The following is a 14,365-nucleotide window of genomic DNA, read 5'->3' on the forward strand; positions in this document are numbered from 1 at the left end:
GAAAAGCCCGCCCCTCGGAAACGAGGGGCGGGCTTTTTTTGTTGTGAGGCTAGTTTTTTACTGAATCAGACGACGAGGAAGTGTTCTCTTGTAAGAAGCGGTTTGATGGCCGAGTCGAAAGTCGCGATGAGGACAGCCGCCTCACCACCCGCGCCATCGATGTCGTAATACAGATCGCCACTCAGATTGTCGTAAATGATCCTGTGGCTTTCTGTTGTGGCTCTCAGCCCGATATGAAACGCGCTTGCGTCAAGAACCCCGAGACTTTCCAAAGCCATGAACTCGTCTCTTACGAGATGAATCTTGTCTTCATTAACATCGAAGTCCTTGATGATGTCGAAATTCTCGCCCTCGCGCGAAAACAGGTTAAAGACGAAAACATCTCGTCCCGTCCCACCGGTCAGCTCATCGATCCCTAGGCCGCTGACAAGAGTGTCATTTCCGGCCATACCATACAGTTGATCATGTCCGTTGCCCGACATGATCAAATCGTCGCCCGCAGAACCGAACACAACCTCATCGTTGAGATCTCTAACCGAGATTGTAAAGGTCTTCTCAAAGGTTGCTCCCGCAGAATCCGTTGCGAGAACTTTGATCTGGTGCGTTCTTTGTTGCTCGAAGTCCAGTTTGAATTCGTTCGCTACCCTAACGATGTTGCCATCCAATTTGAAGCGGCCTCCTGCATCGTCGAGCAATCGGTAAGTGAACGTATCGCCGCGATCAACATCAACCGTTGAAAGCCGACCAACTGCAGTATCGACTGCGGAGTGTTCGAGAACGGTTCCGTTCTCAAGGAGAATATCCGTCGGCGCATGATTCACGCGCTCGATATCGAGCATGAACGTCTTCTCGAGGGTCAGGCCGTATTTGTCAGTGACGATCACTGTCACGTCGATCTTCTTGTCGGGGTCGCTGGCGTAATCGATCAGACTGCCGTCGCGGACGCGCAGCTGGTACACGCCGGAGGCGTTCTTCACGATCTCGAACGGGCTCGAAGCCGCGTTCTTGATCGTGTAGCTAAGAACGTCGCCGGAATCGGGATCTGTGCCGCTCAGATCGGCAATCCACTCGCCTGCCGCCGCGTGTTCCTTCACGCTGCGGTGGCTGATCGCGATATTGGTCGGGGCCTCGTTCACGTCGGCGATGTTGATGGTGAAGGCCTTGAACACCGACTGCGTCGCATCGGCCACCTTGACGCGGATGTCGAGATGGCCGCCGGTCGTCTCGAAATCGATCTTGGTCCGGTCCTTCACCACGAGCCGGTAGTTCTTGGCGACGGAATCGTAGATCAGTTCGAAGGCACTGTTGAGATCGGTATCGCCGAGGGCATCCACCAGCGAAACGGCAAGAGCATCTCCATCCGGATCCGAGACGATGACGCGGCCGATTTCTGTGCCGTTGGCTGCCGTTTCAAGAACGGCATTCGCCGTCAGAACAGGTTGGTTCGGGGCAGCGCTTGTGGTGACGTAATCCGACATTCAGTTCTCCTGGCAATACCAAAGGTGGTATTGCTTTGGTGTAATGTAATATCAGGGTTGCATCAATCGTTACTGCTAAAATTCCTATGAAAATTACCGCCCCTCCGGGAATGTATCCCGCAGACGCCTTGCGTCGATTTGGCCGGACCCCACGCATCCTCCTTTTGCTTATATAGCCAGGCTTTCACGGCTTGAGGGCTTGGGCTCGTTAACGCTCCGTTAACCACATTTCGTGGAAGCTTCACCCTTGCTTCTCTCATTTCATGAAGCTGATCCATGAGCGATCTTCTCGTCAGTATCCGTCATGCCAAGGCCGGGGACGCCGCAGCTCTCTCCCGGGTTTTTGACTCGGCATGGCGGGAGGCCTATCGCGGCATCATTCCGGGCATCGCGCTGGAGAAGATGCTGGCGCGGCGCGGCGAGCGGTGGTGGCGTTCGACCCTGTCGCGCGGGCGCCCACTGGCGGTTCTGGACATCGGACAGGGCATTGCCGGCTACATCTCCTATGGCCGCTGCCGCGACCGGTCGCTGCCGGCCGAGGGCGAGGTCGACGAGTTCTATCTTCTGCCGGAATATCAGGGGATCGGCCTGGGGCGGCGCCTCTTCCAGGCGGTCCGCAACGATCTGCGCGACCGCGGGATGAACCGCGTCGCCATCTGGGCCCTGGCCGACAACGACCGCGCCTGCGGCTTCTACGAGCGGCTCGGCGGCCGCCGCTTCGCCCGCGTCGAGGAGCGGATCGGCGGGGTGACGTTAGCCAAGATCGCGTATCTCTTTCACTAAATTACCCCGCACTAATACCTTGTTGCCTGAGCCCTCTCCGGGTAGGAAGCGTCCAACTTCTTGGAGCATGGTCCGGAAAAGTGGGAACCGGTTTCCCGGATCATGCTCTAAAGCCCCGTTCCGGAGAACAGCTTGATGCGCCTTGACGCGATCCCGATTGGAAAGAACCCGCCGGATGACGTGAACGTCATCATCGAAGTGCCGCTCGGCGGCGAGCCCATCAAATACGAGATGGACAAGGATTCCGGCGCGCTCTTCGTCGACCGCTTCCTCTACACCGCCATGCGGTATCCCGGGAATTACGGCTTCATCCCGCATACCCTCTCGGGGGACGGCGACCCTTGCGACGTGCTGGTGGCCAATACCCGCGCCATCATTCCCGGCGCGGTGATGAACGTGCGCCCCGTCGGCGTGCTGGTGATGGAGGACAATGCGGGCGAGGACGAGAAGATCATCGCCGTGCCCTCCGCCGGCCTGACCCAGCGCTACGACCGGGTGCAGACCTATACCGACCTGCCCGAGATCACCCTCAAGCAGATCGAGCATTTCTTCCAGCACTACAAGGATCTGGAACCCGGCAAATGGGTGAAGATCATCCGCTGGGGCGATGCCGAGGAGGCGCGCCGCCTCATCGTCGAGGGCATAGAGCGGGCGAAGAAGAAGGGCTGAGCGCTTCTTTCCCGTTCCAGAAAGCGTCAATGGCCGGAGCCCTCTCCGGCCATTTTTCATGATCGGCATGAGAAGGCGGCGCATGACCGCTCGACCGTCCGTGCCGGAGCAGCCGGGAACGCCGCGTCGCCGTCAGGCGGAGGTGGTGAAGGAGCCGGGGCTCTTCGGCGTGGCGCGCCATTCGGGCGCGCGTTCCTTCCTGGCATCGGTCAGCGCACGTTTCACGCCGTCGGCATCGAGGTCGGTGCCGTAGACCGGCGTCCCGGGCTGCTGCCGCCAGGACTCGTCCAGCCCGCCGGCATCGACCGCATCGAACCCGAGTTCGTCGACGAGACGCAGCACCATTGCCTTGGCGGCGGGATCGTCGCCCGCGACCGGCAATGCGATGCGCCCAGGCGTCCCTTTGGGCTTTCCGCGCTCAAGCAGGTGCTGCGCATAGATGGTGTTGAAGGCCTTGATCACGGGCCGGCCCAGTTGCTGCGAAACCCAGCGGCTCTCCGTCGAACCGCCCTCGATCCCATCGATGCGACCGTCGCGCTGCTGCGGATAATAATTGCCCGTATCCACGATGACCGTGCCGGCATCCGCTCCCTCGAACAGATCCGCCGGCAGATCCGGAATGCTTTTCTCCGGAATGGTGACGATGACCAGATCCTTCCCCCGAACGGCCTCGGGCACCGCAACCGCACGCGCGCCCGTTTCCGCGGCCAGCGTGGCGAGCGTCTCGGGTCCACGCGAGTTGGCGACGGCGACTTCGTGGCCGAGAGCCGTGAGCCGCCGGGTGAGGTTGCCACCGATATTGCCTGCGCCGATGATACCGATCTTCATGTCGATCTCCTGCAAAAGGGGAAGCGAGAGCGACAACGCTCACGACGACCCGGGCGGCACGAAGAAGCAGATGATGGCCTTGGTCGTCGCTTCCTCGCAGAGATGGAACCTTGTGTCCGGTGACGGCTTGGCCGACAGGCGGTCGACAATTCGCCCATCCCACAAATGCCAGCCGTCAGGGGCCTCCGAGACCGTTTCGCCTTTTTCCTCCGAAAGGGGGCGGCAATCCTTGTCGCTGCAGCACCATGCGGGATACCAGTCGTGAGCGCTGATCGCCGACGTTCCCAGAAGCCAGGCCCCCACGGAGAAGACCGTCAGGACCGTGCGGGACCGCCCATGACGGAGACATGGCCGAAGAAAGAGGCCCCGGTCGCGCGCACCGGTCAAAGGGTCGATCCCTTTCGCGCCTTCTCCTCCCGGACCAGTTCCTCCAGGAGTTGATGCGCAAGCATCTGGTGCGAGACCTTCGGGCTTATCTCGGTAGCCTTCCTGCCATAGGTCGTCGTGACCGTAAGGATCTTCCTGTCGACCACGAAGGTTCCGGAATAGGTTCTTCCATCCAACTTGATATGGATCGAGTGGCCCGCCATGGGGAAGCCCTCCTCGTCTGCGGAGGCCGGTCGGCAGGCCGATGCCTCCATCACCTCAAGGGATATAGCTCTGCGAGCCGGAAGGTCTACTTCGCAGAAGGGCAGCTTGGAGACATCGGTGGAACCACCCTACAGCGCTTCACCCTTGAGCAGGCGCGGAGCGCTTCGCCCCGTCAGCCCCGCCGCCTCCCGGATGAAGAAGCGTTTCAGGCCTGGCATGCGGTCGACGAGGCCGAGCCCTAAGTCGCGGATCAGGCGCACGGGCAGGACATCGTTGGAGAAGAGACGGTTGAGGCCGTCGGTCATCACGCCCATGGCGGTGATGTCCGCCCGGCGCGCGCGCTCGTAATCCTCGAGCACGTCGGCGCTGCCGGGATCCATGCCGAGACGCATGGCGTCGACGATGATCTCAGCGAGAGAAGCCGCATCGTGCAGCCCGAGATTGAGGCCCTGCCCGGCGATGGGATGGATGACGTGAGCAGCGTCGCCAAGCAGCGCGACGCGCTCGGCGACGAAGGAGCGCGCCACCCCGAAGGACAGAGGAAAGGCCTGCGGCCGCGTCTCGAAGGAGAGACGGCCGAGCTGCAGCCCGAAGCGCCGTTCGAGTTCGGCCAGCAGATCCTCCGGGTCGGATTGCAGGAGATGGGGCACCTCTTCGCTCGTCTCGGTCCAAACGATGGAGGAACGGTGCTTCACCGTGCCGTCGGCCAGGGTCTCGGGCTTGAGCGGCAGGATGGCAAAGGGGCCGGAGGGCAGGAAATGCTCGACGGCGCGGCCTTCATGATCGCGCTCATGGAGGATGGTCGCGACGATGGCCGATTGGCGATAGGGCCAGGAAATCCAGCTGATCCCCGCCTGTTCGCGCAGGCGGGAGCGCGCGCCGTCCGCCGCCACCAGGAGCGAGGCCGGTAGCCGTCCCTCCTCCGACAGGGACACGTCGATTTCCGCCGGATTCGCGGAAAAGCCCTGGACGCTCGCGGTCCTCAAGGACACACCCGCCGCCTTGCAGGCTTCGACGAGGATTGCGGTCAGATCGCCGCCGGCGACCATATGGGCGAAGGGCTCGCCCGCATCCACATCCCCTTCGAAGGTGAGGAAGGTCGGCCGCACGGGATCCTGCAGGCGGCTGTCGGTGATCACCATGTCGAGGATGGCTTGCGCCTTGTCGGCCACCGCGTCCCAGACTCTCAACGCCTCCAGCATGCGCCGCGCCGCCGCGGCGATGGCATAGGCGCGCTTGTCCCCGTGCGGGTCCCGCTTCAGGGCCGGATCGCACATCACCACGTCGACGCTGTCATCGAGCGCCTGCTTCAGCGCCAGAGCGAGCGACAGGCCGGCAAGCCCGCCTCCGGCGATAACGATGCGTGGGCGCTCCAAGCTCATGGGTTTCTCCTGAGGGCATGATCCGGCACAGTAGAACCGGATTGCCGAAAGGATCATGCGGTCTTCAATGATCGACGATCCGTCGGCAGGGAGGAATCTAGAGCGGGAGACGATTTTACGGAATCGCCTCCCGCTCTAGATTTTTTTGTTCAACCGCATCGTGCGCAAAACCGGATTCGATTTTGCGCACGATGCTATAGGGCACGCACGATGCGGGTGTCTGCGATCGATCGGCGGGCGTCAAGCTTGACGTTCTTCCCCCGCTCTCCGATGGATGGCGTTCTTTGAGAGGATCATGAAGCCATGTCCAGCGCCGTCGCCAACCTTCTCGGCATCCTCGACCTCGAGCCCCTCGAGGTGAACCTGTTTCGCGGCCAGAGCCCGAAGGTGGGCTGGCAGCGGGTTTTCGGCGGGCAGGTGATCGGTCAGGCGCTGGTGGCGTCCTCCCGCACGGTGGAAGGGCGCCAGCCCCATTCCCTGCACGGCTATTTCATGCTGCCGGGCGATCCCAAGGTTCCGATCATCTACGAGGTCGACCGCATCCGCGATGGGCGCAGCTTCACCACGCGGCGGGTAGTGGCGATCCAGCACGGCCAGGCGATCTTCTCCATGTCGGCCTCGTATCAGGTCGAGGAACAGGGTTTTGAGCATCAGGCCCCCATGCCGGAGGTGCCGGGGCCCGACGAATTGCCGAGCGAGGACGACGTCAAGGCGGAACTCCTGCAGAAGATGCCGGAGCCGATGCGCACCTATTTCGAGCGCGAGCGTCCCATCGAGATACGCCCCGTGGAGATGCGGCGATACATGTCGCAGGATCCCGGGGCGCCGACCTTCCATGTCTGGATCCGCGCCACGGGCCGTCTGCCGGACGATCCGGCCGTCCATCAGGCCGTGCTGGCCTATGCCTCGGACATGACGCTGCTCGACACCTCGCTCATTCCGCACGGGCGCACGGTGTTCGACCCGACCATCCAGGCAGCGAGCCTCGACCACGCCCTGTGGTTCCACCGCCCCTTTCGGGCCGACGAATGGCTGCTCTACGCCCAGGACACGCCCAGCGCCTCCGGCGCAAGGGGTTTTTCACGCGGCCTGATCTTCAGGCAGGACGGCACCCTGGTCGCCTCCGTCGCGCAGGAAGGCCTGATCCGCGACCGCAGGGGATAGCCGGCAATTACCCACCGCTCATGGGCTGCGCCGGGAGAACGACACGGCATAGGCCGCATCGCGCAGGCCGATCATCGGATCGTCGGATGGCTCGATGCCGTCGGTGAGCTGGCCCGGCAGGAACAGGAGCTGCTTCTGTGCCTCCGCGCTGTTCGCCACGGCTTTGTCCAGCGTCAGGACGCCGAGCTCCACCACCCTGCGGTCCTCCGGCCAGGGACGGGACGGGTCCGAGGTGGGATCGCCGGAAGCGGCAAGACGCGCGTTGAGATGAAACGTCACCGGCCCGCGCGCCAGACGCTCCGGTAGCTCGTTGATCAGAAAGTCCGGCGTCCTTTTCTCCGCCTCGGCCGCGTTCAGATGAACCACGCGCTCAGGCTCCATCAGGTAGCGCACGGCCTGCCTCTCACCTGCCTTGTTGACCAAGATGAACGCATTGATGCCGTTGTATTCCTCATCGGCGAAGCTGTCCGGCGTCGCCGCCGTCGCCGCGGCGGCCGACACGGCCGGGTGGTCGGCGATGAACTGTTCGAGCTTCGTCGGCTTGGGGGCATCCGGCGGGCTCGCGGCCTGCGCCAGCAGCAAGTCGCGGAACTCGGCCACGGTGGAGACCGGGAAGAACCTGAGAGAGTTGATGACCATATCCGTGTCGCTGCCGTCAGGCAGGTGATACTTGATCGCCATGCCATGCGGATTGGCGGCGGCGGAACCGTCCGGCACATCCGGAATCCCGCTCCCGTCCGAGAAGCGCACCGTCACCGGGATCTCGCTGCCGTCGAACAGGATGGCCCTGCTCAGCACCACCGCCTCGGGCGACGCCTTGAACCGCCCCTCGACCACCACGCCCTTGGCGTGATTGGCGCGGAACCCCGGATGGGTGCCGAACAGCTTGTTCATCGCATCCACGACCTGGACCTCGATGGGCTGATCCTCCGCCCGGACGAAGGCGGGCGACGCGATGCCGAGCATGGCCAGCATGATCAGAAGCCTGTCTGCCTTCATGGGAGCCTCCTGCTGTTTGCACGGTCGGCCGCATGCCTGTGGCGCAAGGCATGGTCTGCCTTTTGAATCCGGTTGGCAACGAGGCTCCGGCGGACTTGGCCGGGCCGTCCGAAGGCCCCGATCCTCTCCAGTGAGGCCTTCCCTCACCCATCTGCTCAATTTTTAGGCAATTCGGGTGAGGCCAGCTTTTTCGCATGCCCGTTCCGTAAGCAGCATCCGACGAACCCGGCCCGATAAAGACTGGCACGATTTTTGCTTACTCCTTCCGCGACACCCACCGAAAGGTCGGGTTCGCATGGAAATCGTCTCCTGAACGGGCTTTACGGCCTGGTCGGGCGAATGTCTCAGAGGGGCTTCACCCATGAAAATCGTGATGGCGGTCATCAAGCCGTTCAAGCTGGAGGAGGTGCGCGATGCGCTCACTTCGCTCGGCGTGCACGGCCTCACCGTGACCGAAGTGAAAGGCTATGGGCGGCAGAAGGGCCATACCGAAATCTATCGCGGCGCCGAATATGCCGTGAGCTTCCTGCCCAAGCTGAAGATCGAAGTGGCGGTGCCCACCGAGATCGTGCCGAAGGTGATCGAGGCGATCACGGCGGCGGCCCGCACCGGCCAGATCGGCGACGGCAAGATCTTCGTCGTCCCCCTCGAGAAGGCGGTTCGCATCCGTACCGGCGAGGCCGATGCCGATGCGCTCTGACGCTCCCTCCCTTCCCTTCTTCCGGAGTTTGATCCGATGAATCCTCGTCGCATTTTCGCACCCACCCTCGGAGGGATCGGGCTTTTTCTCGCCGCTCTCGATCCGGCCCTGGCGCAGGACGCCGCCCCGACCGTCGCCAAGGGCGATACCGCCTGGATGCTCGTCTCGACAATCCTCGTGATCCTGATGACGATCCCAGGCCTTGCCCTGTTCTATGGCGGGCTGGTCCGCACCAAGAACATGCTGTCCCTGCTCATGCAGGTCTTCTCGGTGTTCAGCCTCGTCGCGATCCTGTGGGTGTTCTACGGCTACTCGCTCGCCTTCACCGCCGGACCCGGCAGCCTCGGCGCCTTCATCGGCGGCTTCTCCAAGGCTTTTCTCGCCGGCGTGACCACGGATTCCACCGCCGATACCTTCACCAAGGGCGTGGCGATCCCGGAATTCTCGTTCCTTGCGTTCCAGCTCACCTTCGCGGCCATCACGCCCGCCCTGATCGTCGGCGCCTTCGCCGAGCGCATCAAGTTCAGCGCGGTGATGCTGTTCACCGGCCTATGGGTCACCTTCGTCTATTTCCCCATCGCGCACATGGTGTGGTTCTCGGAAGGCTTCCTCTTCAAGCTCGGCGCGCTCGACTTCGCGGGCGGCACGGTGGTGCACATCAACTCGGGTGTTGCAGGTCTCATCGGCGCGCTGCTCGTGGGCAAGCGCATCGGCTATGGCCGCGATCTGCTCGCCCCGCACTCCCTGACGCTCACCTTCGTCGGCGCCTGCCTTCTGTGGGTCGGCTGGTTCGGCTTCAATGCCGGCTCGAATCTCGAGGCCAATGGCGGCGCGGCGCTGGCGCTCCTCAATACCATCGTGGCGCCGGCGGCGGCGGGCCTCTCGTGGATGACGGCGGAAGCCTTCGGCAAGGGCAAGGCCTCGCTGCTGGGCATCGCCTCGGGCGCGGTCGCGGGCCTCGTCGCCATCACGCCCGCCGCGGGTCTCGCGGGCCCGATGGGCTCCATCGTGCTCGGCCTCGTGGCAGGCGCGGTCTGCTACTTCGCCGTCACCGGTGTGAAGAACGCGCTGGGCTATGACGACGCCCTCGACGTGTTCGGCATCCACGGCGTCGGCGGCATCGTCGGCGCCATCGGCACCGGCATCGTCGCCGCCCCCTCGCTCGGCGGCTACGGCCTCGGGGAATACACGATCGCCGGACAGGTCTGGACGCAAGTGATCGCCGTGGTGGTGACGCTGCTATGGACCGGCATCGGCTCGTTCGTCCTCTACAAGATCGTCGACGCCGTCATCGGCCTGCGCGCCACCTACGAAGCCGAGCGCGAGGGCCTCGATCTCGCCGATCACGGCGAGCGTGCCTACAATTACTGAACACTCCAACAAAACGAAGCCGTCCAGAGGCTCAAATGGGAAAAGCCCCGGTCGAAAGGCCGGGGCTTTCTCGTTCCAACACCCTGTCATTCCGGGTTCGCGCCGAAGGCGCAGCCCCGGAATGACGGTGGAGCATCACCCGTTCCTCACCAAGTTCTTCAGCTTCGTGCGCCGCGTCTCCTGCGGCTCCTGGAAGTTCGACGAGCCGAAGAAGTCGCCTTTGCCGTCCATCAGGAAGATCGTCGCCGTATGGTCCATGGTGTAGCCGGATTCGGTCGGAACCTTCTTGTAATAGACCTTGTAGGCCCTGGCGGCAGCGGCGATCTCATCCTCCGTCCCGGTCAAACCGATGATGCGCGGATCGAAGGACGAGAGATAGGCCTTCATCAATTCCGGCGTGTCCTGGGCCGGATCGACGGTGACGAACACCACGTTCAGCCTGTCGGCGTCCTTGCCCATCGCACTCAGATCCTGCGTCAGATCGTAGAGCGTGGTCGGGCAGACCTCCGGGCAATGGGTGAAGCCGAAGAAGAGTGCGAAGGGCTTGCCCTTCAGGCTGTCGCTGGAGAAGGGCTTGCCCTCCTGCGTGGTCAGCGTGAACGGGCCGCCGATCGGCACCCGCGACGCGTTCTGCTTCGGCTCTGGCACGAGCAGAAGCAGGGTCGCGAGAAGCGCGAGCGCCGCCGCCAGAAAGACGGACAGCGGCAGAAGAAGCGATCTCCTCAGAATCATGGCCTGTCTCCTCTGCCCGCGCTCAGTGCTTGTGTTCCATCGGAGCGGAATCCTGGCCGCCCATCTGGCCGCCCATGCCGCGAACCGCGTATTCGACCTCGACCGGCCCGGCCTTCTCGAAGACGAGCGTGCCCTTGATGGTCTGGCCGTCCTTCAGGGGTTCCTTCAGATTCATGAACATGAGGTGGTAGCCGCCCGGCTTCAATTCGACCGTGGCGCCCGGCTTGATCTCGAGCCCGCCCTCCACCGGCTTCATGCGCATGACATTGTCGGTCATCGCCATCTCGTGCAGCTCGACCTTTTCCGCGGGCGGGAACGATCCGCCGATCAGCCGGTCCGGCTCCTTGCCCGTATTGGTGATGCGGACATAGCCGCCGCCGACCTTGGCGCCGCCGGGCGTTGCCCGCGACCAGGGCTGCTCGATCGTCAGGTTGCCCGCCTTGATCGCGGCCGGCGCGCCCGATGCGGCGGCGATCTTCACGCCGGGTGCTGGCGATTTCAGGGAATGAGCGTCCTGGCCAGCATTGGGCACTTGCGTCCATTGCTCCGATCCGTTGCCGCAGGTCTGCACGACCGGAAAATAGACCGTCGCGCCGGGCTGGAAAGCATCGGTGAAACGGGCCTGGAAGACGAATTCGTCGTAGAAGGCATCGTCCAGGGAGCCCGTCCAGACGATCTCCCTCACGCCCTCGGCAACAGGCTCACCGGAAAGGGAATAGGACCGGGCATAGGTGCCCTTCGCGGTGTCCAGCGACCAGCCTGCCTTCGGCATCGGCTTGACGGCGATGACGCCCTCGGGAATCCGGACGCGGACCTTGAGGGTCGGCTGCCCATCGCAGCCATGGGGAATGCGGAGAACGGCCTTGTAGGTGGAATTCGGGGTCGCCTGCGCCGTCTCGAAGGTGACATGGGCCGAGGCGGAGGAAGCATGGAGGGCGAACGCGGCCGCGACCAGCGCGCCGGCGGAAAGTGACAGCTTCATGAGAATAGTCCTGTGGTCGAGTTGAGAAGGTTTTCGAAAAAACGATCAACCCAGGCGCGGCGGCGCGCGCGACCCGACAGGCAGAACGGCGGAGGCAAGGCGCAGGAACGGCTTGGCCGCGAGGAAGCCGTTGGCGACCTGAACGGAGACCGGCTGCGCGATATGGGCGAGGACAGGAACCGGACCGGCCGGCGGGGCCGAGACGCCGCAGCTTAAGATGCAGCACAGGGCCGCGTGGGGCTTCGCCGGAGCGCGGGACGAATCGGCGCCCGCTCCTTGCGTGCAGATGATCTCCTGCGGCAGCCCGGCGGCCTGCGCATGGAGTGCGCCGCCGAGGGAGAACAGCACGGCCTGCAGGATCAGGGCATAGGAGATCGCGACCGTGATCGCGGCCCGCTGCCATCGCGTGAGGAATGCCCTGCTCGTCATGGGGCGGACCCTGGTCTCTCACGCGCTCCGCGTCAACGGGGCAAAAGGCTTTCCCGAAAGATCGTTGGCTTCCCTCACCTCACCCTCCGCCCTCATCCTGAGGAGCGGCGAAGCCGCGTCTTGAAGGAGGATCCAGAGAACTCTGGAGACGCCTGATCCTTCGAGACGCAGCCTGAAGGCTGCTCCTCAGGATGAGGCTGCGGGGGGTGCGCTTCCTTCCCGCGCTGCGCTCCGCGCGCCGGGGTGACAAGGGATGCCTCCAAGGCCCGGGCATTCTCTTCGGGCAGGCGTTTAGGGTTAAAGGACCCTTAACCCGATCCCCCTAATGTCGCGGCTCGAATTGTTGAATCCGATATTTGATCCTGAGTTCTTCGATGCGCACGGCACGCCGCTCTTCATCAGCCTATGACGGTCTCTCCAGCGCCTTGCGGGCTTTCGTCGCCCGCCGGGCGCAGGAACTGATCGGCCTGTGCCTGCTCGCCCTTGCGGGAACGATCGCCGCGTCGCTCGCCACCTGGTCGGTGGACGATCCGAGCCTCAACAACGCCACCGATGCCGCCATCCGCAACGTGCTCGGCTGGCCCGGCGCCATCGTGGCCGACCTGTTCATGCAGCTCTTGGGATTGGGCTCCATCGCCGCCCTGCTGCCGCTCGCTTTGTGGGGCTGGCGCCTCATGAAATCCGGCCATCTCGGCCGGGGGCAATTGCGCTTCGCCCTCTGGATTCTCGGCGCGGGCGCCGCCACCGCGCTCGCCAGCGCCCTGCCCGCCACCGACCGCTGGCCCCTGCCGACGGGCCTCGGCGGCGTGGTCGGCGATGCGATCCTGGCCGGCGCGAAGGCGGTGACCGGCCTGTCCAGCGGCTCGGCCAGCGCGATTCTCGGCTTCGTTTTCGCGGGAATCGCGATCCTTGCCTTGAGCGCCGCCTGCGGTCTCGGCCTGTCGGAAGGGCGTCATCGCGAGGAGCTGGACGATTTCGACGAGCCTGTCGAACCGAAGCGCGGCCGCAAGAAGGCGGCCGAGTGGGAGGATCAGGAGGAGCCCGGCCAGGACGAGCCCGGCTGGGGCATCGTGTCCCTCGGCGCGCTTGCCCATGGGGTGATGAGCCTGCGCAGCGCCGCACGGCGCTGGTCGGAGCGGCGCGCGGATGCCGAGGACGATCTGGAGCCCGCCATGGCGGGCGGCGCGACGCGGCGCGGCGCCCCGGAAGCGATCTGGACCCGGCGCGAACCGATTCTCGACGACGCGCCCGGGCGGGCGAGGCCCGCGCCCGCCTCCGCGCCGCTGCATGACGAGGATGAGGAAGGCTGGGAGGACGATATCGCGCCGCCCCCCGCAGGCTCCCGCGTGTCCATGCCCGAGGCCGCTCCGTCGCGGGTGGCCCCGGTGCCCGCCGCGCCGAAGCCCGGCAAGCGTATGGTCCGCGAAGCGCAGCCCTCCTTCCTCGACGAGGGCAATTACCAGCTTCCGGCCCTGAACCTGCTTGCCGAGCCGAAGAAGCCGTCGACACCCACCGTCTCGGCGGATGCGCTCGAGCAGAACGCCAATCTTCTCGAAGGCACGCTGGAGGATTTCGGCGTCAAGGGCGAGATCATCAATGTGCGCCCCGGCCCCGTCGTGACGCTCTATGAACTTGAGCCTGCGCCGGGCACGAAATCCTCGCGCGTGATCTCGCTCGCCGATGACATCGCCCGCTCGATGAGCGCAGTCTCGGCCCGCGTCGCGGTGGTGCAGGGCCGCAACGCCATCGGCATCGAATTGCCCAACCACAAGCGCGAGACCGTGTTCCTGCGCGAACTCTTGGCGAGCCAGGACTTCGAATCGACCAAGCAGAAACTCGCGCTCTGCCTCGGCAAGACCATCGGCGGCGAGCCGGTGATCGCGGATCTCGCCCGCATGCCGCACCTGCTTGTCGCCGGCACCACCGGCTCGGGCAAGTCGGTCGCCATCAACACCATGATCCTGTCGCTGGTCTACCGGCTCAAACCCGAGGAATGCCGGCTGATCATGGTCGATCCGAAGATGCTGGAACTGTCGGTCTATGACGGCATCCCGCATCTGCTCACCCCCGTCGTCACCGACCCGAAAAAGGCCGTGGTGGCGCTCAAATGGGCGGTGCGGGAGATGGAGGACCGCTACAAGAAGATGTCGAAGCTCGGCGTGCGCAACATCGACGGCTTCAACGCCCGCGTCTCGGAAGCGAAAGCCAAGGGCGAGGTCATCACCCGCACGGTGCAGACCGGCTTCGACCGCGAGAC

Annotated in this window: 15 protein-coding genes; 6 read left to right on the forward strand and 9 right to left on the reverse strand. The window is 64.2% G+C overall.

Annotated elements, in window-relative coordinates; genetic code table 11:
- Positions 1 to 65 precede the first annotated feature (65 nt).
- Positions 66 to 1,478 (reverse strand): hypothetical protein, encoded by a 1,413-nt coding sequence (locus AB4Y97_RS08980; RefSeq protein WP_441998686.1) that lies wholly within the window; start codon positions 1,476 to 1,478, stop codon positions 66 to 68.
- A 276-nt stretch (positions 1,479 to 1,754) separates the two neighbouring features.
- On the opposite strand from AB4Y97_RS08980, the gene AB4Y97_RS08985 reads away from it, so the two are divergent.
- Together AB4Y97_RS08985 and ppa are read left to right on the forward strand one after the other, a co-directional pair.
- Entirely contained in the window at positions 1,755 to 2,261 is a 507-nt protein-coding gene (locus AB4Y97_RS08985) for a GNAT family N-acetyltransferase (protein ID WP_441998687.1), read from the forward strand.
- Positions 2,262 to 2,396: 135 nt separating this feature from the next.
- The gene (gene ppa, locus AB4Y97_RS08990; protein ID WP_441998706.1) at positions 2,397 to 2,930 is read left to right on the forward strand and encodes an inorganic diphosphatase; all 534 of its coding nucleotides are present in this window, start codon (positions 2,397 to 2,399) and stop codon (positions 2,928 to 2,930) included.
- Between the two features lie 132 nt (positions 2,931 to 3,062).
- On the opposite strand, the gene AB4Y97_RS08995 is transcribed toward ppa, so the two are convergent.
- From AB4Y97_RS08995 to AB4Y97_RS09010, 4 genes are all read right to left on the reverse strand, one after another.
- A complete protein-coding gene (locus AB4Y97_RS08995; RefSeq protein ID WP_441998688.1) occupies positions 3,063 to 3,758 on the reverse strand; it encodes an NADPH-dependent F420 reductase in 696 nt (231 codons plus the stop codon).
- Positions 3,759 to 3,797: 39 nt separating this feature from the next.
- Positions 3,798 to 4,145 (reverse strand): hypothetical protein, encoded by a 348-nt coding sequence (locus AB4Y97_RS09000; protein ID WP_441998689.1) that lies wholly within the window; start codon positions 4,143 to 4,145, stop codon positions 3,798 to 3,800.
- Positions 4,142 to 4,348: a hypothetical protein gene (locus AB4Y97_RS09005; protein ID WP_441998690.1), complete on the reverse strand. Its 207-nt coding sequence runs from the start codon at positions 4,346 to 4,348 to the stop codon at positions 4,142 to 4,144. The genes AB4Y97_RS09000 and AB4Y97_RS09005 overlap by 4 nt, the downstream gene beginning before the upstream one ends.
- Before the next feature lie 129 nt (positions 4,349 to 4,477).
- Positions 4,478 to 5,731, reverse strand: coding sequence for a ubiquinone biosynthesis hydroxylase (locus AB4Y97_RS09010; protein WP_441998691.1), 1,254 nt, complete (start codon positions 5,729 to 5,731; stop codon positions 4,478 to 4,480).
- 303 nt (positions 5,732 to 6,034) lie between these two features.
- Between AB4Y97_RS09010 and tesB the strand changes: the two genes are divergently transcribed.
- A complete protein-coding gene (gene tesB, locus AB4Y97_RS09015) occupies positions 6,035 to 6,895 on the forward strand; it encodes an acyl-CoA thioesterase II (RefSeq protein WP_441998692.1) in 861 nt (286 codons plus the stop codon).
- Between the two features lie 18 nt (positions 6,896 to 6,913).
- On the opposite strand, the gene AB4Y97_RS09020 is transcribed toward tesB, so the two are convergent.
- The gene (locus AB4Y97_RS09020; RefSeq protein ID WP_441998693.1) at positions 6,914 to 7,894 is read right to left on the reverse strand and encodes a catalase family peroxidase; all 981 of its coding nucleotides are present in this window, start codon (positions 7,892 to 7,894) and stop codon (positions 6,914 to 6,916) included.
- A 361-nt stretch (positions 7,895 to 8,255) separates the two neighbouring features.
- Between AB4Y97_RS09020 and AB4Y97_RS09025 the strand changes: the two genes are divergently transcribed.
- Together AB4Y97_RS09025 and AB4Y97_RS09030 are read left to right on the forward strand one after the other, a co-directional pair.
- The gene (locus tag AB4Y97_RS09025) at positions 8,256 to 8,594 is read left to right on the forward strand and encodes a P-II family nitrogen regulator (protein WP_441998694.1); all 339 of its coding nucleotides are present in this window, start codon (positions 8,256 to 8,258) and stop codon (positions 8,592 to 8,594) included.
- Positions 8,595 to 8,630: 36 nt separating this feature from the next.
- Entirely contained in the window at positions 8,631 to 9,965 is a 1,335-nt protein-coding gene (locus tag AB4Y97_RS09030; RefSeq protein WP_441998695.1) for an ammonium transporter, read from the forward strand.
- Between the two features lie 135 nt (positions 9,966 to 10,100).
- Here AB4Y97_RS09030 and AB4Y97_RS09035 read toward each other — a convergent pair whose 3' ends face one another.
- The 3 genes from AB4Y97_RS09035 to AB4Y97_RS09045 are packed head-to-tail and all read right to left on the reverse strand — an operon-like array spanning position 10,101 to position 12,108.
- Entirely contained in the window at positions 10,101 to 10,697 is a 597-nt protein-coding gene (locus AB4Y97_RS09035; RefSeq protein ID WP_441998696.1) for an SCO family protein, read from the reverse strand.
- Between the two features lie 22 nt (positions 10,698 to 10,719).
- Positions 10,720 to 11,679 (reverse strand): DUF1775 domain-containing protein, encoded by a 960-nt coding sequence (locus AB4Y97_RS09040; RefSeq protein ID WP_441998697.1) that lies wholly within the window; start codon positions 11,677 to 11,679, stop codon positions 10,720 to 10,722.
- A 45-nt stretch (positions 11,680 to 11,724) separates the two neighbouring features.
- Positions 11,725 to 12,108 carry a hypothetical protein gene (locus tag AB4Y97_RS09045; RefSeq protein WP_441998698.1) on the reverse strand — a complete coding sequence of 128 codons (384 nt, stop codon included), beginning with the start codon at positions 12,106 to 12,108 and terminating at the stop codon, positions 11,725 to 11,727.
- A 374-nt stretch (positions 12,109 to 12,482) separates the two neighbouring features.
- On the opposite strand from AB4Y97_RS09045, the gene AB4Y97_RS09050 reads away from it, so the two are divergent.
- A partial coding sequence (locus AB4Y97_RS09050; RefSeq protein ID WP_441998699.1) for a DNA translocase FtsK 4TM domain-containing protein occupies positions 12,483 to 14,365 on the forward strand: 1,883 nt, incomplete at its 3' end.

It is taken from the genome of Microvirga sp. 2TAF3 (assembly GCF_052114965.1).
In the GTDB taxonomy this organism is placed as follows: Bacteria; Pseudomonadota; Alphaproteobacteria; order Rhizobiales; family Beijerinckiaceae; genus Microvirga.

Coding starts and splice junctions, on each gene's coding strand:
- AB4Y97_RS09045 (WP_441998698.1), bottom strand. CDS start 12,108: ATGACGAGCAGGGCATTCCTCACGCGATGGCAGCGGGCCGCGATCACG.
- AB4Y97_RS08995 (WP_441998688.1), bottom strand. CDS start 3,758: ATGAAGATCGGTATCATCGGCGCAGGCAATATCGGTGGCAACCTCACC.
- AB4Y97_RS09005 (WP_441998690.1), bottom strand. CDS start 4,348: ATGGCGGGCCACTCGATCCATATCAAGTTGGATGGAAGAACCTATTCC.
- AB4Y97_RS08980 (WP_441998686.1), bottom strand. CDS start 1,478: ATGTCGGATTACGTCACCACAAGCGCTGCCCCGAACCAACCTGTTCTG.
- ppa (WP_441998706.1), top strand. CDS start 2,397: ATGCGCCTTGACGCGATCCCGATTGGAAAGAACCCGCCGGATGACGTG.
- AB4Y97_RS09030 (WP_441998695.1), top strand. CDS start 8,631: ATGAATCCTCGTCGCATTTTCGCACCCACCCTCGGAGGGATCGGGCTT.
- AB4Y97_RS09040 (WP_441998697.1), bottom strand. CDS start 11,679: ATGAAGCTGTCACTTTCCGCCGGCGCGCTGGTCGCGGCCGCGTTCGCC.
- AB4Y97_RS09035 (WP_441998696.1), bottom strand. CDS start 10,697: ATGATTCTGAGGAGATCGCTTCTTCTGCCGCTGTCCGTCTTTCTGGCG.
- AB4Y97_RS09020 (WP_441998693.1), bottom strand. CDS start 7,894: ATGAAGGCAGACAGGCTTCTGATCATGCTGGCCATGCTCGGCATCGCG.
- AB4Y97_RS09025 (WP_441998694.1), top strand. CDS start 8,256: ATGAAAATCGTGATGGCGGTCATCAAGCCGTTCAAGCTGGAGGAGGTG.
- tesB (WP_441998692.1), top strand. CDS start 6,035: ATGTCCAGCGCCGTCGCCAACCTTCTCGGCATCCTCGACCTCGAGCCC.
- AB4Y97_RS09010 (WP_441998691.1), bottom strand. CDS start 5,731: ATGAGCTTGGAGCGCCCACGCATCGTTATCGCCGGAGGCGGGCTTGCC.
- AB4Y97_RS08985 (WP_441998687.1), top strand. CDS start 1,755: ATGAGCGATCTTCTCGTCAGTATCCGTCATGCCAAGGCCGGGGACGCC.